Below are 20,132 nucleotides of genomic sequence, written 5' to 3'. Positions count from 1 at the left end.
ATTCGTAATCCGTCAAGTCTAAACCTAAACAGATACATTTTTATCACAATTTTTTATTATAGTATAAGAAAGGGTATTTTGCCATTATTTTTTCTCGAGGTTTACGGCTATTTGCAACTATAACCTCTCAATGAAAGAATTCACATCATAGTAAAACAAGGTTCAGATACATACAAAAAGAAAAGCACATACGCAAATCTATATGTGCTAAGCGTCCATCTTTTTGTTCCGGACCATGTTCAGAATTACATTAGCCGTTTCTTCAACTGCCTTATTTGTCACATCAATGACAGGACAGCCGATTTTTTCAACCAGACCATCGAAAAATTCTATTTCTTCTTTGATCCGCTCGATATTTGCATAAATAGCTTTGTCATTTAGGCCAAGTGATATCAATCGCTCTCTCCGGATCTGGTTAAGCTTATCCGGGGAAATCCTCAAACCAAAACATTTTTCCTTTGGAACAAGGAATAACTCCTCGGGCGGATCTACTTCAGGAACAATCGGCACGTTTGCCACTTTATATCTCTTATGTGCAAGATATTGTGATAATGGTGTTTTCGAAGTCCTTGATACACCTACAAGAACAATATCCGCCTTCAAGATTCCCCTTGGGTCACGGCCATCATCATATTTTACGGCAAATTCAATCGCTTCAACCTTTTTGAAGTAATCTTCATCTAGTTTCCTGACCAATCCTGGTTCATATAATGGAGTTTCCCCACTAAGGAGCTGAATTTGCTGCATCAATGGGCCAATTAGGTCACATGCATATACTCCTTCTTTTAAAGAGGCCTCCAACAGATACTCACTTATTTCCGGCTTCACTAAAGTAAAAGCAATCATACCGCCGTCGTGCTTAGCAAGGGAGACAACTTCATCAATATGTTCTTTATCCTCTACATAAGGATATCTTTTTAAAGATATATCTGCATGTTCAAATTGGCTTATAGCAGCCTTTGTGACGAGCTCAGCTGTCTCGCCGACAGAGTCAGAAACCACATAAATTATTGGCGTTTTTTTCATTTTTGTATCCAGCCCCTTCAATATTTGCTTCTTATTCCTCTGCCAAGGCCACAAAAGCCTTCGTAATGTTCGTCTTCGTCAATCTGCCGACAAGTTCATATCCATCATCGGTATCTTTTATGATTGGAAGCGCGTCAATTTGCTTTTCAATTAATTCCTTTGCTGCATCAATAAGCAGGTCGTCCCTTCGGCAAACAGTTATGTTCGGCATCCTTGTCATAATGATATTTACTGGCAAGGTGGTCAACTCTTGTTTGCCAATGCTCGCCCTTAATAAATCCTTACGAGAAAGAACCCCTACTAGCTTCGAAGCTTTATCCACAACAAACAATGTCCCAACATCCTCAAGAAACATTGTACAAATTGCATCATATACGGAAACGTTTTCAGGCACTACAATCGGAATCGACTGATATTCTCTAACAAGGATTTTCTTAAGGTTCTCAGAAAGGAGCTGATTACCTGTTTTGCCTGTGTAAAAATAGCCTACACGCGGCCTGGCGTCCAAATAGCCTGACATTGTCAGGATGGCAAGGTCCGGCCTTAATGTCGCCCTTGTCAGATTCAACCTGTCGGCAATATGTTCCCCTGTGATAGGCCCATTATCTTTGACGATTTGCAGGATCTGTTCCTGGCGTTTATTCAGTTCGATTGTCCTCACCACCTAACGGGAGTATTTGGCTAATTAGCCGCAATTTTATGTAAGTTCTTTTTCACTTTTATGGCTTTTAAGATAACGGATTCCAAAATGCATGAAAAGTAGACAAGACCATTAAGCTGCTCTTGCACATTTCATTTCTTTTATTCGAAATCATAAGAGAAACATCATTATAAAATTATTATATCCTACTGAATACAAATAGAAAGTAAGTATTTTGTTATTCTTGAGAATAGAGTAAAGATGTGACAGCTTTGTAATTTCCAAAGTGCCTTCCTTAAGCTGGAAGGCACTTCGATTATTACTTCACAACAATATCGTTGACTTTGGCAAGCTTCATGATGAGAACTGCCAGTGCAGCCATCTGGTTCAATCGGTTTTCTTTAATGTCCTGATTATCAGACATAACCATCGTATGATCAAAATACTGATTGATTTCTGGTTTTAATGAAACAAGCAACTGATAATACGCGGAAGCATCTACACCATTTTCCGTCTTTCTGCCAAGCTCGAGATATTTATCATAGAGATTTTTTTCATGCTCATTCTCAAACAACTCTGGGTTGATGTCGCCCAGCACTTCTTTTTTGCTGGCGATATTGAGGACCCTGCTTAATGCCTCCATGTTCTCCTTAAATCCTTCGTCAGAGCTTGCTGACTGCAGTGCATCAGCTTTCTGAACTAATTCAGAAACTGTTCCGATTTCACCGCCTAGAACCGCATCGATAATATCATAACGGATTGCGCGCTCCTGCAGTAAATGCTTTACACGAAGTTTAAAGAACTGGATAAGTTCATGGTAGACTTCTTCTTCAGACCGTTTTGCGATTCCAGATTCAGTAATCAAATTCAAGGATAGTCCAACAAGGCTTTCAACTGAGATCGACCATCGTTTTTCAATTAAGGTCTGGACAATTCCTGTTGCCTGCCTTCTTAATGCATATGGATCCTGGGAGCCGCTAGGAATAATCCCAAGAGCAAAGAAAGAGATGATCGTATCAAGTTTATCAGCAATTGCCACTAAAGCTCCAGCAGGTGATCCTGGTACAGAATCTTCTGCATTCCGAGGCATATAGTGTTCATTGATCGCAACAGCTACCTCAGGGCTTTCACCTTTTTGAAGAGCGTATTTCTCTCCCATAATCCCCTGCAATTCTGGAAACTCATATACCATTTGTGATACTAAATCGAATTTACTGATTTGTGCAGCCCTATCAGCTGCCTTAATAACTTCAGGTGCAAATTCCAGTCTATCTGCAACTAAATTGACTAGCTTACGAACACGCTCTGCCTTCTCAGCAATCGTACCGATTTCTTCATGGTATACAATATTCTTAAGCTTATCCAAAGCAGTTTCAATTTGCAGTTTTTGATCTTCTTTATAGAAAAATGCCGCATCAGCCAATCTAGCTCTAAGAACCTTTTCATTGCCACGTGCTACTTTTTCGATATGAAGGTGATCGCCATTCCTAACGGTTACAAAATGAGGAAGCAATTTTCCTTCAGCCGATTTAACAGGGAAATAGCGCTGATGCTCCTTCATTGAAGTAATAAGTACTTCACTTGGGATTTCCAGGAATTCTTCCTCAAATCGGCCGTATAATGCAGTTGGATATTCAACCAAATTATTAACCTCTTCGAGTAAGTCTTCATCCACAGGAATTGTCCAGCTGTTTTCTTCCTCGATTTTTTCAAGTTGCGAGAGGATTGCTTCTTTGCGCTTTTGTGCATCAGCGACCACATACTGTCCAAGTAATGTTTCTTCATATTCTTCAGGGCTTGATATCGTTACTTCATCTTCTCCTAGGAAACGATGACCTCTCGTAACTTTCCCAGTTTGAACGCCAGCAATTTCGAATGGAATTACATCGCTGCCGAACATCGCTACCAGCCATTTTATTGGGCGTACGTATCGCATGTCTAAATCTGCCCAGCGCATATTCTTCGGGAAAGACATGCTAGTGATGATCGCTTGTAATTCAACAAGCAATGTGGAGGTTTCCTGGCCTTTTATGAATTTGCTGACATGGGCATATTCAACACCATTTATTTCTTTGAAGAAAATATCTTCAACCGTCATTCCCTGGCCGCGTGTAAAGCCCATTGCTGCTTTTGACCACTCGCCTGTTTCAGAAAGCGCAATTTTCCTTGCAGGACCCTTAGCTTCCTCCACACTGTCTCCCTGGCCCTCATCTACATTCATGACAAGGACAGCCAGCCTGCGTGGTGTTGAATATAAGTTAATGCTTTCGAATCCAATTTTGTTGTTTGTTAGCCAGTTCTCAACTTTGGAAGCAAGCTGGTTGATGGAATCAGTAATAAATCTTGCAGGCATTTCTTCTAATCCAATTTCAAGTAAAAGATTGCGCTTAGTCATTTTCTACCTGCTCCTTCCGTTTAATGATTGGGAAACCTAGTTTTTCTCTTTCGTCATAGAAAGTTTTCGCTACTTTTTTGGCCAAGTTTCGGCAGCGAGCGATATAGCCCGTTCTTTCGGTTACTGAAATAGCACCGCGTGCATCTAGGATATTAAAAACATGCGAGCATTTAAGGACATAGTCATACGCTGGATGCACAAGTCCAGCTTCCATTTGTCGATGGGCTTCCTTTTCATAAATATTGAAAAGATTGAACAGCATTTCCTGATCTGAAGTCTCAAAGGTATATTTTGAATGCTCATATTCCGGCTGTCCAAAAATATCCCTTACGGTAAAACCATTTGTCCACTCTAAATCAAATACATTTTCTTTATCCTGGATGTATGATGCAAGTCTCTCAATCCCGTAAGTGATTTCAACCGAAACTGGTTTGCAGTCTAAACCTCCTACTTGCTGGAAGTAAGTGAACTGGGTAATCTCCATACCATCAAGCCAGACTTCCCAGCCTAAGCCCGCACAGCCCAGGGAAGGGTTCTCCCAGTTATCCTCAACAAAGCGGATATCATGCTCAAGCGGGTCAATGCCTAATGCCTTGAGTGATTCAAGGTAAATTTCCTGGATGTTGTCCGGAGAAGGCTTCATGATTACCTGGAATTGGTGATGCTGGTAAAGTCTGTTCGGGTTCTCTCCATAACGCCCGTCAGCAGGTCTGCGGGATGGTTCAACATACGCCACATTCCACGGTTCAGGACCAATGGCTCTCAGGAATGTATAAGGGCTCATCGTTCCTGCACCTTTTTCGACATCGTAAGCCTGCATTAAGATGCAGCCTTTTTCAGACCAGTGTTTTTGCAATGTAAGGATCATATTTTGAATATTCATCTGAACACCTCCGAATTATTAAATAGCTTTTATATAAATTGCTTTGTTAACTAGAATATTGATTTCCGCTCCAATCAACAGAGACTAAAAAATCAACAATAACCACTAACACAGCTTAAAAATAAAAAACTCCCGCCCCCTATGCACATAATTCATGCATAGGGACGAGAGTTACCCGCGGTTCCACCCTATTTGCTGCCAATAAGCAGCCTCTTTAAGTAAATGTCGCTCCAGAATGCCTTCCTTAATTTTCTGCAATCCGGCTCACACCAAACCCGGACTCGCTAATACAGAGCGATTAAGTACTCTTTTCCTTCTCAGCAACATATGTAATTTTAATTTGAATAATATCGAAAACAAGTAATGATGTCAATAGTTATAGCCTGTCCCTAAATGAATCCATCTGGTCAAGGAATTTTCTCGTTTTTAAGTAAAGCCCAGAATACTCATCATAATAAGCAGAAATGACCTTTTTGAGCTCTGCTTTTGTTTCTGGCTTGACTGAAATATTTCCGAGTCGGTTCAAGTCAAGCAGATAAAATAAGCGGAGCAGCCTTACCGTACCAGGCGCTATTTTAAACCGGTAAGGATCTCGTTCAAAGCAGCGATGGCAAATCAAGCCGCCTTCCTTGATGGAAAAATGAAATTCTCCTTCAGTACTGCCACAATTGGCACATCTGTCTAAAACCGGATACAGTCCCTGGACATTCAGCATTTTCATTTCATAAATATTAGTCAGGATTTCAAGGTCATAACCTTCATTCATATAATTAAGCGTCTGGAGCAAAAGTTCAAATAAAAACGGGTTTGATTTTCGATCTTCGGTAACTTTATCAGTCAAATCTACTATGTAGCTAGCATGAGCTGTAAGGAAGATGTCCTCACGAATCGCTCTCATAGATGAAATCATTTCACCCTGCTGCAGGCCGCCAAGCCCAGTGCTTGCCTGGAATAGATACTGTCCATACGTAAAAAGCTGGGTGACGGCAGCAAGCCTGCTATTAGGCTTTTTTACGCCTCTTGCCATCACACCAACTTTTCCGAACTCCCTGGTATATAAAGTTACAATTTTGTTTGTTTCGCCATAATCTGTTGTTCTAATGACGATGCCTTCACATTTCTGAAGCATCAGCTGTCACCATCCATTACTACAGACAAACCTATGAGATTGGAAAATCCATTTCTGCTAGTTCTTCCTCCTGATAACCGGGTATTTCTTGATTGTCCTTCTCTAATTCCTTAAAGAGAAGATAAGTGTCAATGTTACCTGTTTGTGAAAAAACCTTCCAGGTAAAATCTAACATCGAAAACCCCACCTTTCAATTTTTCACTAGCAATTTTGTCCCAAATCCTTATGAATATCATAGCCTGTCAATCAGATTTTCATGTTACGAAAAAATTGTAAATCAAGATCGTGTATAAATTTCAAAAATCTTTAATATGTTAATGATGGAGCATTTGCCAAACAGGCTTAATACTCATCTTCTCGGAAACCATAATCACGCAAGTGTGAAGCTTTATTTCTCCAATCTTTCTGGACCTTTACCCATAACTCAAGAAATACCTTGGATCCGAGCAGGTTCTCAATATCCAGACGTGCCCTTTTGCCAATTTCCTTAAGCATGCTCCCCTGCTTGCCGATAATGATGCCTTTTTGAGAATCCCGTTCGACAATAATGGTTGCCATGACATGAACCATATCTTTTTCAGACTGCCGTTCCATTTTTTCAATGACTACAGCCGTTGAATGAGGAATTTCTTCTCTGGTCAGATGCAATGCTTTTTCTCTGATTAATTCTGAAACAATGAACCGTTCAGGATGGTCCGTTACCTGGTCTGCCGGATAGAACTGTGGCCCTTCAGGCATTTTTTCCTTGATTTGCTCCAGCAGCTTTTCAATGTTGTTGCCTTCGAGTGCAGAGATAGGAACAATTTCAGCAAAGTTGAATTTTTCCTTATAGGAATCGATTAATTCCAAAAGTTTATCTGGATGAATTAAGTCAATTTTATTAATGACCAGGAACACTGGAGTTTTAACATTTTGCAGTTTTTCAATGATAAATTCCTCTCCGCGCCCATATCCCTCCTGGGCATTGACCATGAATAGTATAAGGTCGACTTCTTTTAAAGTATTTTGAGCCACCTTCATCATGAAATCTCCCAGACGATGCTTAGGCTTATGGATTCCTGGAGTATCAATGAAAATCAACTGTGAATCTTCAAGAGTAAGAACGCCCTGAACCTTGTTTCGTGTCGTTTGCGGCTTATCACTCATAATAGCGATTTTTTGGCCAATTACCCTATTAAGAAAGGTTGATTTACCGACATTCGGCCTGCCAATGATTGAGATAAACCCTGATCTGTGAGATTGATTGCTTTGATTGCTAAAATTCATTTTGTAATTCCCTTCTCCACTTAATTTTACCCTATTTCAACTGAGATTTCATCGTTTGTAGCAAAATTGAAATATAAAATTTTAAATTTTCTAAAAACTAACTCACAGTTTTTATAGACTGTTATGTCATTTTACTTAAGTTTTAGTCTGTTTTCAAATTCATTGAAACATTTGCTTACACAGTATGAGCAAATTAAAAGAAAAAGTTGCCCTATGCAGGACAACTATAAAGGAACTATTGCTAAAATCCTGGGCAGAAAGATGATCAATCCAATGACAACACTTATGATGGCAAAGATCAGGACTGCTCCAGCAGATATATCTTTTGCCTGCTTCGCAAGCGGGTGAAACTCTTTTGTGTACAAATCTACAGTCCGTTCAACAGCGGTATTCATCATCTCCAAAGCAATCATTCCGCCGATCGCGAGCAGTACTGTGATCCATTCTGCTTTAGTAATAGAGAATGCGAATCCTGCTAATACGACGAGAACAGAAATGCAAATATGAATCTGCATATTCCGTTCTTTAGAAGCCGCTGAAGCAATTCCTATAAACCCAAACCGGAACGAAGAAACCAAACTATGCTTCTTCCGTTTATTAGCGTGCAAGCCCATAACCATCGAGAATTTCTTTTTGTCTGTCAAACATCTTTTTCTCGTCTTGCTCGTTCATATGATCATACCCTAACAGATGAAGGAATCCATGGACAGCGAGAAAACCGAGCTCCCTCATGAAGGAATGATTATATTCTTCTGCCTGCTCTCTGGTTCTAGGAACAGATATTATGATATCCCCTAATACTCGAGGCATATCTGCCCCTACTACCTCAATCTCCCCTTCTCCCATCTCCTCCAAAGCAAAGGAGATAACATCAGTCGGCTGGTCTTTATCACGATATTCCCTGTTGATTTCCTGAATACGTTCATTCGATACAAATGTTACGGAAAGCTCACTTCCAGCTTGAATATTCTCCTTTTCAGCAGCAAAATTCAGCAATTTTTTAATTTCTTCTATCTCTTGCTTTGCCAACTCATTTATTTCATCTAAAATATCAATTTCTAGTTTCATGCTCTCTTCACCTTCTGTTTATTCATTTCTGGATATTCGATCCTTGAGTGGAAAATTCCCTTGAGCGTTTCACACAGTGTATCAGCAACCGTATCAAGTTCTTTAAGCGTTATGTCACACTCACCCAACTGCCCATCCTGAAGCCTGTCAGCAATGATATTTCGTACAAGCGTCTCAATTTGCTCATGGGTAGGATGCGCAAGCGACCGGACAGCAGCTTCAACACTATCTGCAATCCCTATAACAGCAGACTCCTTTGTTTGCGGCTTCGGTCCCGGATATCTAAACTCCTCTTCCTTTACATCATGCCCATTTTGTTTTGCTTTGTGGTAAAAGTATTTTAACAAAGTTGTTCCGTGATGCTGTTCAGCAATATCAATGATTTCTTTTGGCATCCGATACTTGCGGAGCATCTCCGCACCATCGGTGGCATGAGCAATTATAATGTTTTTGCTTGTTAATGCCGGCAGTTTATCATGTGGATTATCCATATTTATTTGGTTTTCAATAAAAAACTGTGGCCTCTTTGTTTTTCCGATATCATGGTAATAACACCCCACCCTTGCCAGAAGCCCATTTGCCCCGATTGCCTCACATGCTGCTTCCGAAAGATTGGCAACCATGACGCTGTGATGGTAAGTACCAGGAGCTTCGGTAAGGATTTTCCTTAAAAGCGGATGGTTCGGGTTGGAAAGCTCAATCATTCTCAAGGTGGACAGGATGCCGAATCCAGCTTCGAAAAACGGCAGAAGGCCAATGGTTAATACAGCTGATGTAATCCCAGACAGGAAGGCTGCTATCAAGTAAAAGCCATATTCCAACCCGGAGTATTGGCTGTTCCTAAGAAAAATTATTGAGACGATGATGATTAAATTGACAACAAATACAAATAATCCTGCCTGGAGAATTTTCGAGCGCTGATTTTGTTTCTGCAAAAACAAAATAGCTGCCAGCCCGCTAGCAAGGATATAGATTCCAACTGTTATGTTCAATGTCCCGGTTATGCCCTCATTGAAAATAATTGTGCCCGAAATAGCCAATACGACAATTTGAAAAAGGGCCAAGCGTTCATTAATTAATATTTTAATCAGCATGGCACCCATCGCCGCCGGAAAAATGTAACCGACCTCCGAGTATTCAAATTCCTCGAAAATGCTTACTAATTTCATGAGAAGGATCGATGTGATGAAAATAATACTGAAAATTAAAAGATACTTTTGTTTTTTATCAGCGTTTTCCATCTCATTAAAAATAAAATAAAGTGCAAACAAAATGAGGGAAACAATCATGGCAAGGCCAATAAATGGTTTGTATGAATTTTCACTTTCCAGCAGTCCCACAAGCTGAAGTTTCTTAAAAATATCCCTGCTGATTAACTGTCCTTCATCCACAAGGATTTGCCCTTCGAGTATCCGAACAGGTTCAACCCCATCCATAGCTTGCTGCCGCATATCCTCTGTAGCTTCCGGATCATAAAATTCGTTCTGGACGACAGCATAACGGCCCATCTCAATGACCGCATCCTTTAAATCGCTGCTCAAGCTCGTATATTTTAGTTCTTCTTCCACTCTTTTTTTCGCATTTTCCACTTGATCTGCTGGAATACGAGGATTCATAACATTATTGATCGCAGTAACAGTTAAATCTTTCGCTACTGCCAGCTCGTCATTCGCCGCCTGGAGTAAAGTAATGAACACTTGGTCAGATAAACTCTTTGTTTCACTTTCAGTCAATTTAGTTTTCAACGCAGCAAGCTTTTCATTTATCGTAGGTTCTTTAGCGGCGGTATTCTCTGCTTCATTATTGTCCAAAGCATCTTTTTTCTTTTGGTTTATTTTTTCCTCTGCTTCATCATTCACTTCGGAAACAGAATCAAAAATAGAAGTAACCAGGTCCACACGGTTCTGGGTATATTCCTGTTTGACTATATAAACATCTTTGACCTGCTCAACCGCTTCCCTGCGGCTTTTTTCTGTACTTTCTTTATCCTCAATTGTAATAGGCGACCTGATGGTCTGCTCTGCAACTGAGAAAAGCTCCAGGTTAAGTTTCTCAGGCTTTACATTGTTGTACATGGTAGAATACATAACAATGCCAATGAGCAAAAATAATAGTACCCTGAAAATCTTTATATTCAACAAGTCCAGAATAGCAGTTAACTGGATCTGCAGCTTATCCATTTACAGCCCTCCTACTATGGCATTTAGAAGCTAACAGAGTTTACTGGGAAAAATAACTAACTTTCTGTTCCATCATATCAGGTTTCACCTTAACTTTCATCTCCATTTGACAATAGGGAATCAAGGCGGTTCATCCCAATGGAATATGACTATTCATGACATATATATAACCATTTACTTTCCTATGTATAACCAAAAGTCCGCCTTGTAAAGCAAGAGCGGACTGACAGAGGTTTATTCAAACTTTCCGTATGCTTCAATAATCCTTCCAACAAGTGGATGACGTACAACGTCTGCCTGTTCAAGATGCACAAAAGAAATTCCCTTTACATCCTTTAAAATATTTTCAGCAGCGACTAATCCAGACTTGGCTCCTTTAGGTAAATCGACTTGAGATGTATCACCCGTGATTACCATTTTTGAACCGAAACCAAGCCTAGTCAAGAACATTTTCATTTGGGCCTGAGTTGTGTTTTGTGCTTCATCTAGGATGACAAACGCATCATCAAGCGTCCGCCCACGCATGTATGCAAGTGGTGCAATCTCGATTGTTCCTCGTTCAATCAAGCGCAATGTATGTTCTGATCCTAATATATCATGAAGCGCATCATATAATGGCCGAAGATATGGATCCACTTTCTCCTTCAGATCCCCAGGGAGAAATCCTAGGCTCTCGCCTGCTTCTACTGCAGGCCTTGTTAGGATAATTTTTGACACAGTCCCATTTTTAAGTGCATTGACAGCCATTACTACTGCCAGATAAGTTTTTCCAGTACCTGCAGGACCAATGCCAAAGACAAGGTCACGGCTTTTAATGGCATTGATATAATGCCGCTGGCCGAGGGTTTTTACCCTTATTGATTTTCCTTTAACGTTTTTGCTTATTTCTTCATCAAATAAATCTTTGAAGTATTCAAGCGTTCCCTTTTCAGCCATCTGGATTGCATACACCGTTTCCCGCTGGCTAATGCTGATCCCTTTCCGTATAACGGCAAGAAGATTAACCAGAACGGCCTGTGCCTGCTGCACTTTATCCTCTGGCCCGGAGATACCGAGTGTTTCCCCGCGGGTGACGATAGAGACACCAAGCTCCTGTTCAATTAACTTAAGATTCATATCCGCGTTGCCGAATAAGGAAATTGCTTCATTTGGATTCGCAAGTTGTAATTCCATGGTTTTTAAGTCTTCTGTCATTCTCAGTCTCCTTGGCTAATTGGTAGTCCTACTGCTATATCTTCAATGATTGTAAAATGAGTTATTAGGTTTACTTTATCATTCTCGAATGATTGATGTAAAATTTTTTCCCCTTTTATAATAGCATTTTCAGGAAGGTGTTTTTTTATATCTTTTCTTGCTAATTCTTTTGCACTTTCGATCGCTTCTTGTTTAGTATAGATTCTCGTCACTTGTTCACGCTCTCTTAAGGTCTTTTTTTCAACAGTAAGCGGCAGGCTCCATTTAAAGAATTTCACTCGCTGCTCGTTCACTTCCGTTTCATATTCAGAGAACTCCGGCTTTCCAAATCCCCAGACCGGCAGCACTTTTCCAACTATTTTTAGCGCATATTTACGCTTCTCATTACCGTTAAAAACCTGAAATGTGCTCTTGAGGGGTAATTCGACCTTTGTTGAATACCATGTCTCGCCAAGGATCTCTCCAGATGCTGCAACAGATTTCAAATCGTCCTCTTTCCCATATAGCCCTGAGACCAATAGCTGTCCCGGCAAAACATAATCATTCACCTTTACTACTGGTTCACCTTTTTCCACAAAAATTTTCACAATCGCGGCTTTTCTTTTCGCTACCAAATGCCTTGGTCCGATCGCCTCCGCCTTCTTTGGCTCACTCTTTTCGACTACTTGAAAATGGTATGTTGTCCCTTTCAATTCCACACCAATCCAGGTCAGGGCCCCTATTTGATCTGTTAGCACTCTTTGGATACTTTCTACATTATCTATTGAAAACTGCAGCTTGCCGACACTGATTCCCATCTTGTCCAATTCCTTACGAATCTGATGTTCCGTCGCAGGGCTCGCACCTTTTATTTCAATTCCCCAAACCATGTTGGAAAGAACCATGATCAACGCAAAAAACAAACAGGCACCAAGTAAAAAACCACTGTTTGTCCATAATCTTCTTAAAAAGAAAGGGCCCCCAGCCCTTTCTAAAAACCTGATTTTACATTGGCTGTCTCTTGCTGGGATTCTAAGCTTCTTAACATCCTGAAGATTCACATAAAAGGTAACTGCTTCGGATCCATGCTTTCTCACATTCCAAATGGAAACTCCATTACGCGTCAACTGGTTTAAAAATCTCTCAATGCCTTTTCCGGTCAGCTTGACCTTCACCGTGCCAGAAAAGATGTGAATCCATTGATTTTTCATCGGTCTCCCCCTCGTATCAGTCGGTTACATATAGCACCTGATCGATTTTTCCTTCTAATAATATTTCTTCGGGTAAAATGGTCCTGATGACAAAGGCTTTGCCCTTTACCAGCAGCTGTCCGTTTTTTATGAGCAGCCGGACTTCGCCATCGGAAAACGCAAGCAGACCCCGGTGATTTTCAATATATATATGGACTTGCCCAATCATCGTGATTCTAGGGAGATCCATCATGACATCTTGAGGAAGATCCATCTTCTGTGTCATCCATTTACGTACATACTGGCCCCATTTTTTTGCCATAAAAAAAAGAACCCCCTTTCATCTCATATGTATGAGAAAAAAGAAGGTTCTAGCACCATTTTTCACTTATTAGAAGCATTCCTTTTTAGCTGCCGCTTGCCAGGGATTTTCGTTCAGACCGACATTAACAGAGCAACTAAAGGAAAATTTTTAGAGGCTGTCTTTAAGAGCGCAGATATAAGGTATTTAAGAACTCTCACCTTTTTTTGCGGATGGGTAATGTTATTACCAGTCTAGTCTCTTCTGCTAGGGCTGTAAGGCTTTTTAGCCCTAGGCTGGCCGAGGACTTCTGACCAGATTAATCCCTCTATCAGTCGGTCTCGATCAGGCTGGAAGTCCAGGACAGGCTCCTCTTTAGCGCCAGACAGACGCGAACGGACAGTAGCACCTTCCGAGGACAATCTGCCTCTATCAGCAGTCCTTGCTTTACTATCGACCTTTTCAGCCTGCCGCTTTCTTTCCTGATATACCTTTTGGATGCTGCTTGCCGCCACAGGTTCTCTCTCGGTTTTATCTGGTTGAGGCTTGACCGGGCGGGTCTGAACAGGACGAGGTTCACGACGCGGCTCACGTTGAGCTTTTACGGGACCATCCAACCCAGCAGGCTTGCTGACAGGTCGTACCGGGCGCCGCTGCTGGTTATTCTGGCCATTGCCTTTTGCTTTGTTAAAAAGGCTGGATAAAATGCCGATCAGGACAAAGATTACAATTGGGTTACCTATTAATTCAAACAATGCTTTCAGGAGGAGCCCCCCTTTCTTTTAACGGGTTCTCTCGTCAGTTGTTATTGTTGTCATCTTTCTTTCCGCCAGAAAGCTTACCAATAGAGCCTCTCATATCCGTATCAGCAGAAATGTTCTGGATGTTCATATAATCCATAACACCAATATTGCCTTCACGCAGCGCTTCCGCCATAGCCAGCGGTACGGTTGCTTCGGCTTCGACCACCTTCGCTCTCATTTCCTGAACGCGTGCTTTCATTTCCTGCTCCTGTGCAACCGCCATAGCACGGCGCTCTTCGGCTTTAGCCTGAGCAATTTTCTTGTCAGCCTCTGCCTGTTCTGTCTGAAGTTCCGCTCCAATATTTTTCCCGATATCTACATCCGCAATATCAATGGATAAGATTTCAAAAGCAGTTCCCGCATCCAATCCTTTTGAAAGAACTGTTTGCGAAATCATGTCTGGATTTTCCAGCACTTTTTTGTGGTTATCAGATGAACCAATAGTTGATACGATCCCTTCACCAACACGGGCAACAATCGTTTCCTCACCAGCACCCCCGACAAGCCTGTCGATGTTTGCTCTAACGGTAATTCTAGCTTTGGCTTTAACTTCAATTCCGTCCATTGCAACCCCGGCAATGAAAGGAGTTTCGATTACCTTCGGATTTACGCTCATTTGAACAGCCTCCAGGACATCACGCCCTGCAAGGTCAATTGCTGCTGCTCTTTCAAAAGATAATTCAATGTTAGCACGGTGTGCCGCGATTAAGGCATTTACGACTCTGTCAACATTACCACCAGCAAGGTAATGGCTCTCTAGCTGGTTAGTCGTTACATTCAGACCCGCTTTGTGTGCTTTGATCATCGGATTGATAACCCTGCTAGGAATTACCCTTCTAAGCCTCATCCCGATCAGGGTGAATATGCTGACTCTTACACCTGCAGCCAATGCTGAAATCCAGAGCATTACTGGAACAAATGTCAGTAATACGCCGAGTAAAATTACCGCAAGTACGATTGCAATTAAAACAAATGCTGTTCCTGCTTCAATCATTTTTGTGCCTCCTCAATAATTTTTATTAGACTTTTTCACAAGACGGTACCAAAAGTGTCACATAGTGGCTTAAAGACTCCACTAAAGTTGGCTTATAATTATTAGCATTAGAAAGGGGAAAATAAAGATTTCGCAAAATAGCCTTTATTAAAGATTTTTAACCTCTCTAACCACAATTCGTGATCCTTCTGTTTTTATAATCCTTACTCTTGTATCCTTAGATATGAATGCACCTTCACTTACAACATCAATGCGCTCATCATCTACCAATATTGTTCCAGACGGCCTCAAGGGTGTCAAAGTGATTCCCTCAACTCCAATAAGCTCCAGCCGATTCTTGTTCGAAACATATCCCTTTTCAGTGCTCGTTGAATCTGTCAGTATGATCCGCTTGAATAGTTTCATCCTTTTTCCAAACACCCTTATCATTAAAATTGATAGAAGTATAGAGGCACTCAAGGCTATCAATATCGATATGCCCATATGGACCATATTATCTGAAGCGATAAAAAAGCTGGCGATTACGGCTACAAACCCGATTGCTCCTGCTATCCCTCCTGGAATGAAAAACTCCAGCAGGATCAGTCCAATTCCCAGGGCGAATAAAATCACTGTTTCAAAGCCGGCAAGACCGGCAACAAGATGACCATAGAAAAATAATAGCAGCGATGAAAGTCCAGCTAAACCTGGCAAACCAAATCCTGGGGAGTAAAGCTCCAAAACAAGGCCAAGGCTGCCGATTGTCAGCAAAATCGGGATAACAACCGGATGCGTCAGAAATCTTGCAAGCTTTTCAGCGAATGTTTCATTCACATTCCTGATTTCCGCATTTTCATAACCTAGCTTATCTAGCAATTCATCCAGATTTTTTACAGTCCCTTCAGAATACCCAACCTCCCTCGCCTGCTCTGCAGTCAGTGTCAGTAATTTCCCCTTCCCAGCACCTAACTCCGGCAGGTCTATACTTTCATCGGCCATTGCCTGAGCATAAATCGGATCCCTCCCGCTTTCGACCGCCGCGCTCTTCATTGCCGCAAACCAATAGGATTCAGCCTTTTTACCTGCTGTATTGCCCTGCTGGTCAATGATCGCGGCAGAGCCCATCGTGGAACCCGGAACCATATAGATTTCGTCTGTGTTCAAAGAGATATAGGCTCCTGCGGATAAAGCTTGCTTGTTTACAAAAGCAATAGTTTTCAGTTCAGTTCCAGTTAAAAGTTTGCCAATGCCACCTGCAGCGTCCACTGCCCCGCCGGGAGTATTCACATCAAAAATGATGGCTTCTGCGTTCGCCTCTTCTGCTTCAGTCACGGCTCTTTGTAAAAAGGCAAGCAAGCCTTTTTCGACTGTTTCTTCAATAGGAACAACGTAAACTACCTTCTCTTTCGCATCAGCGGTAAACGGATTGATCAGCCCAGCCAGTGACAAAAGGATGATCAGGCTGGCAATCACTGATTTAATTTTCAAATTGGCACCCCCATTCATAAAAACAAGGCCATAATGGTATTACGTAACCGCATTCAGAAAGGTTTCAAAATTTTATCAGTTTTAAACAAAGGCTGTTTTGGTATAAATATCGTTTTCTGAATCAATTAAAAAAGACCGCTTAGACAAACTTATTCATATTTTTATGCACTAAAATGGCAATAGAATGACCTATTATGAATGAGCATCTAAAAGTCGCGAGCCTTAGCCAATCATTTATATGTATATCCACCCTTTGTTTATGCTAAAAAGGCCGTAAGAGAATCTTACGGCCTTCGAGCTTTTATGAAAGGTGTTGTTGTACAAGTTTATTAACGAGAGATCCGTCTGCTTTACCTTTTACTTTAGGCATAATGACAGCCATTACTCTACCCATATCGGCTTTCGATGCCGCACCTGTCTCTGCGATAGCGTCTTTGACGATTGCCGTCACTTCTTCTTCGCTTAGCTGCTGTGGCATGTAAACCTCGACATGCTTTAGTTCTGTTTGTATCTTTTCAACCAGGTCTTCACGACCCGCCTTTTCAAATTCCTGGAGGGAATCTTTGCGTTGTTTCACTTCACGAGAAAGTACAGTTAACTCTTCTTCTTCGGATAACTCCTGTTTGCCGACCTTAATTGCTTCATTCTGCAAAGAGGCTTTGATCATCCGAATCGTAGTGAGTCTGTCCTTTTCTTTGTTCTTCATCGCTTGTTTCATATCATTATTTAAACGCTCGAGCAGACTCAATTTGATTCCACCCTCTCTTAGAACTTGCGTTTTCTAGCAGCTTCAGACTTTTTCTTACGCTTTACACTAGGTTTTTCGTAGAATTCGCGCTTTCTAGCTTCTTGGATAGTACCTGATTTAGATACAGTACGTTTGAAGCGTCGAAGAGCATCTTCAAGCGATTCGTTTTTACGAACGACAGTTTTAGACATTCTCTTTCCCTCCCTCCGAGCACAACACACTAACACCAAAACACATGGAAACCATGTACCTTGCAATTATAATATAACAGCGCCATGAGGTCAACTGTAATTAGCCCTTGTTTTTAATAATGTGCATATGTTGAGTTTTATCCTGCATGAAAATTTATATGCATGTCCAGCACCGCCCTTCATACATTTTAATGAAAGGGTGAATGTGATGGTCTATCTATTATTATTTCTTTTGTTCCTAGGTATTTTTCTAAGTGGAATGATGTTATTAAGAAAAGGGCTTTTTCAGCTTTCGGCAAGCAGGATGAAGAACTGGCTCTCAGTCATGACTGATACTCCTTTAAAAGGACTAATTGCCGGAACAGTTGTTACAGCTCTTTTGCACAGCAGTTCCGCTGTAATGGTCATCACCATTGGTTTAATCTCAGCTGGTTTGCTAAAGTTTTCACAATCAATTGGAATCATTCTTGGTTCAAACATCGGGACAACATTTACACTGGAGCTAATAACATTCAATATAGATGGATTCATTGTTCCCATGGCAATTATCGGTGCGATGCTGCTTATGACAAAAAATAGTACATGGAAAAACTTTGGCGCGATTTCCTTTGGGATTGCAGCAATATTTGCGGCAATGCGTGGCTTTACGTTCCTGGCAGACCCAGTGACAAGCATCCCGATTGTGGAAAGTGCTCTCGGTAACCTGAATAATAGTCATGTGACCAGTATACTAACCGGCACGATTGTCACTGGACTGATTCAATCCAGCACTGCAATGACTGGGATAATCATGGGCTTCCTTACAGAAGGAACGCTAAAGATGGATTCAGCCATCGCAGCTATGCTTGGCGCAAATATAGGTACGTGTATTACCGCATTGCTTGCTTCGATCGGTGCCGGTCGGGAAGCACGGCTGACTGCCTATGCCCATGTCTGGCTTAATGTTGCAGGCGCAGCTGCCTTCTATCCGTTCATTGATCAGCTTGCAGGCCTAGTACCTCTGACCGCCCACCGCGCTGAGGTACAGCTTGCACATATTAGTGTAGTATATAATGTCATTGCTTCACTGCTGGTCCTTCCTTTCGCTGAAAAATTCGGCAGAATGGTCGAGTTCGTTCATGGAAAGCGGATTAATTAGTATAATAATTCACAAGTCCGAGCAGCTGATTACTGGCTGGTCAATTTGAAAAAACTCAATTTTAACAGTTCGTCGATATCCTTCTTATTTTCAGCGATGATAATGAAGTGTAGGACTAACATTTCACTGCTGTTTTTTTACATAATTGAAAAATGAGCTGGCATCTTCGCCAGCTCACTATTATTAAACTGCAGCCTCTTCAACTGCATTTTCATCTACTAAAACTCGAACAAATTGTCCTTCATTGAATGGGTAGCCTGCTTTTACAATCTTGACCTTAACGATTTTTCCGATCATAGCTTCAGTTGCAGGGAAAACCACTTTCAGATAGTTATCTGTATAACCTACGTATAGACCACTCTCAGGTGCTTCTTTATAAATCTCTTCTGGAATGACCTCAAGCACTTCATTCTCAAATTGAGAAGCATATTCCTTAGCCAGCTGGTCTGAAAGCTGGATCAAGCGGTGCACACGTTCATTTTTAACATCCTCATTCACTTGGTCTTCCATTCTCGCAGCAGGAGTGCCTGTACGTTTTGAATAAGGGAAAACATGAAGTTCTGAAAACTGATGTTTTTTAATGAAATTATACGTTTCCATAAATTCTTCTTCTGTTTCTCCCGGAAAGCCGACGATGATATCAGAAGTTACTGCAAGACCCGGCAGTACTTCTTTTAAACGGTCGAGGCGCTCACCGAAGAATTCCATCGTATATTTCCTGCGCATTCTCTTCAATACTGTGTCAGAACCAGACTGAAGCGGGATGTGCAGATGGCGGACGATGATATTGGACTGATCGATTACTTCAATCACTTCATCTGAAATCTGGCTTGCTTCAATTGAGGAAATACGAAGACGCTTCAAGCCACTAACCTGTGCTTCCAAGTCTCTAAGAAGAGCAGCAAGGTTATAATCTTTCATATCTTCTCCATAGCCGCCTGTGTGGATGCCTGTAAGGACGATCTCCTTATAGCCCGCGTCCACAAGCTGTTGCGCCTGGCGGATAACTTCCTGTGGATCACGTGATCTCATCAAGCCGCGTGCCCAAGGGATGATGCAGAAGGTGCAGAAATTGTTGCAGCCTTCCTGGATCTTCAATGAAGCTCTTGTACGGTCCGTAAACGCTGGAACATCTAACTCTTCATATACGCGGTTCTTCATGATGTTCCTAACAGCATTGATAGGCTGGCGCTCCTGCTTGTACTGTTCAATATACTCAAGCATTTTTACGCGATCCTGTGTTCCTACAACGATATCAACTCCAGGAATCGCCATGATTTCTGCAGGTGATGTTTGAGCATAGCAGCCGGTTACACAAATAACGCCATCCGGATTTTTCCTCACTGCCCGACGAATGACCTGGCGGCTTTTCTTGTCTCCGGTATTTGTTACTGTACATGTATTGATAATATATACATCAGAGATCGCTTCAAAATCTACTCTCTCATATCCTTTTTCTTTAAATAACTGCCAAATGGCTTCTGTTTCGTAATGATTAACCTTACAACCTAATGTATGAAACGCAACTGTAGGCATTATT

At 41.4% G+C, this 20,132-nt stretch carries 20 protein-coding genes and 1 other annotated feature; of the genes, 1 reads left to right on the top strand and 19 read right to left on the bottom strand.

Features of this window, described 5'->3' with window-relative positions; all coding sequences use genetic code 11:
• Positions 1-207: 207 nt before the first annotated feature.
• The 18 genes from V7654_RS14245 to rpsU all read right to left on the bottom strand — a co-directional run bounded on the left by V7654_RS14245 (position 208) and on the right by rpsU (position 17,454).
• A complete protein-coding gene (locus tag V7654_RS14245; RefSeq protein ID WP_335431115.1) occupies positions 208-1,026 on the bottom strand; it encodes a pyruvate, water dikinase regulatory protein in 819 nt (272 codons plus the stop codon).
• Between the two features lie 31 nt (positions 1,027-1,057).
• Positions 1,058-1,687: a helix-turn-helix transcriptional regulator gene (locus tag V7654_RS14240; RefSeq protein ID WP_335431113.1), complete on the bottom strand. Its 630-nt coding sequence runs from the start codon at positions 1,685-1,687 to the stop codon at positions 1,058-1,060.
• A gap of 298 nt (positions 1,688-1,985) precedes the next feature.
• Complete coding sequence (gene glyS / locus V7654_RS14235; protein ID WP_335431112.1) at positions 1,986-4,061, bottom strand: glycine--tRNA ligase subunit beta; 2,076 nt, start codon at positions 4,059-4,061, stop codon at positions 1,986-1,988.
• Positions 4,054-4,944 (bottom strand): glycine--tRNA ligase subunit alpha, encoded by an 891-nt coding sequence (gene glyQ / locus V7654_RS14230; protein ID WP_207500036.1) that lies wholly within the window; start codon positions 4,942-4,944, stop codon positions 4,054-4,056. The genes glyS and glyQ overlap by 8 nt, the downstream gene beginning before the upstream one ends.
• Positions 4,945-5,101: 157 nt before the next feature.
• Positions 5,102-5,272, bottom strand: a binding site (T-box leader).
• A gap of 48 nt (positions 5,273-5,320) precedes the next feature.
• Positions 5,321-6,073, bottom strand: a complete 753-nt coding sequence (gene recO / locus V7654_RS14225) for a DNA repair protein RecO (RefSeq protein ID WP_335431109.1) — start codon at positions 6,071-6,073, stop codon at positions 5,321-5,323.
• Between the two features lie 31 nt (positions 6,074-6,104).
• Positions 6,105-6,248, bottom strand: a complete 144-nt coding sequence (locus tag V7654_RS14220) for a YqzL family protein (protein WP_335431107.1) — start codon at positions 6,246-6,248, stop codon at positions 6,105-6,107.
• 167 nt (positions 6,249-6,415) lie between these two features.
• Complete coding sequence (gene era / locus V7654_RS14215; RefSeq protein ID WP_335431105.1) at positions 6,416-7,339, bottom strand: GTPase Era; 924 nt, start codon at positions 7,337-7,339, stop codon at positions 6,416-6,418.
• 224 nt (positions 7,340-7,563) lie between these two features.
• Positions 7,564-7,953 carry a diacylglycerol kinase family protein gene (locus V7654_RS14210; protein ID WP_335431103.1) on the bottom strand — a complete coding sequence of 130 codons (390 nt, stop codon included), beginning with the start codon at positions 7,951-7,953 and terminating at the stop codon, positions 7,564-7,566.
• Entirely contained in the window at positions 7,937-8,407 is a 471-nt protein-coding gene (gene ybeY / locus V7654_RS14205) for an rRNA maturation RNase YbeY (RefSeq protein WP_335431101.1), read from the bottom strand. Before ybeY ends, V7654_RS14210 begins: the two co-directional genes overlap by 17 nt.
• Positions 8,404-10,587: an HD family phosphohydrolase gene (locus V7654_RS14200; RefSeq protein ID WP_335431100.1), complete on the bottom strand. Its 2,184-nt coding sequence runs from the start codon at positions 10,585-10,587 to the stop codon at positions 8,404-8,406. Before V7654_RS14200 ends, ybeY begins: the two co-directional genes overlap by 4 nt.
• A 234-nt stretch (positions 10,588-10,821) precedes the next feature.
• A complete protein-coding gene (locus V7654_RS14195; protein WP_335431098.1) occupies positions 10,822-11,781 on the bottom strand; it encodes a PhoH family protein in 960 nt (319 codons plus the stop codon).
• Positions 11,782-11,783: 2 nt separating this feature from the next.
• Positions 11,784-12,971, bottom strand: a complete 1,188-nt coding sequence (yqfD, locus tag V7654_RS14190; protein ID WP_335431096.1) for a sporulation protein YqfD — start codon at positions 12,969-12,971, stop codon at positions 11,784-11,786.
• 16 nt (positions 12,972-12,987) lie between these two features.
• Entirely contained in the window at positions 12,988-13,272 is a 285-nt protein-coding gene (yqfC, locus tag V7654_RS14185; protein WP_335431095.1) for a sporulation protein YqfC, read from the bottom strand.
• Positions 13,273-13,505: 233 nt separating this feature from the next.
• Positions 13,506-14,006, bottom strand: coding sequence for a hypothetical protein (locus V7654_RS14180; protein ID WP_335431093.1), 501 nt, complete (start codon positions 14,004-14,006; stop codon positions 13,506-13,508).
• Positions 14,007-14,049: 43 nt separating this feature from the next.
• Entirely contained in the window at positions 14,050-15,048 is a 999-nt protein-coding gene (gene floA, locus V7654_RS14175) for a flotillin-like protein FloA (RefSeq protein WP_335377055.1), read from the bottom strand.
• A 147-nt stretch (positions 15,049-15,195) separates the two neighbouring features.
• The gene (locus V7654_RS14170; protein WP_438825306.1) at positions 15,196-16,533 is read right to left on the bottom strand and encodes an NfeD family protein; all 1,338 of its coding nucleotides are present in this window, start codon (positions 16,531-16,533) and stop codon (positions 15,196-15,198) included.
• Positions 16,534-16,816: 283 nt separating this feature from the next.
• Positions 16,817-17,263: a GatB/YqeY domain-containing protein gene (locus tag V7654_RS14165; protein WP_335431091.1), complete on the bottom strand. Its 447-nt coding sequence runs from the start codon at positions 17,261-17,263 to the stop codon at positions 16,817-16,819.
• 17 nt (positions 17,264-17,280) lie between these two features.
• On the bottom strand, positions 17,281-17,454 hold the full coding sequence (gene rpsU / locus V7654_RS14160; protein ID WP_015595024.1) for a 30S ribosomal protein S21: 174 nt from the start codon (positions 17,452-17,454) through the stop codon (positions 17,281-17,283).
• A 208-nt stretch (positions 17,455-17,662) separates the two neighbouring features.
• Here rpsU and V7654_RS14155 point away from each other — a divergent pair, with 208 nt between their 5' ends.
• Positions 17,663-18,592 carry a Na/Pi symporter gene (locus V7654_RS14155; RefSeq protein WP_335431088.1) on the top strand — a complete coding sequence of 310 codons (930 nt, stop codon included), beginning with the start codon at positions 17,663-17,665 and terminating at the stop codon, positions 18,590-18,592.
• A gap of 183 nt (positions 18,593-18,775) precedes the next feature.
• Here the strand turns inward: V7654_RS14155 and mtaB are convergent, their stop codons facing one another.
• Positions 18,776-20,128 (bottom strand): tRNA (N(6)-L-threonylcarbamoyladenosine(37)-C(2))-methylthiotransferase MtaB, encoded by a 1,353-nt coding sequence (gene mtaB, locus V7654_RS14150; protein ID WP_335431087.1) that lies wholly within the window; start codon positions 20,126-20,128, stop codon positions 18,776-18,778.
• Between the last annotated feature and the right edge of the window lie 4 nt (positions 20,129-20,132).

The organism is Bacillus sp. JJ1609, from assembly GCF_036967045.1.
Lineage (GTDB): Bacteria > Bacillota > Bacilli > Bacillales > Cytobacillaceae > Mesobacillus.
Note: the sequence above shows the minus strand (reverse complement) of the source record. Positions and strands in the feature narration are given on the sequence as shown.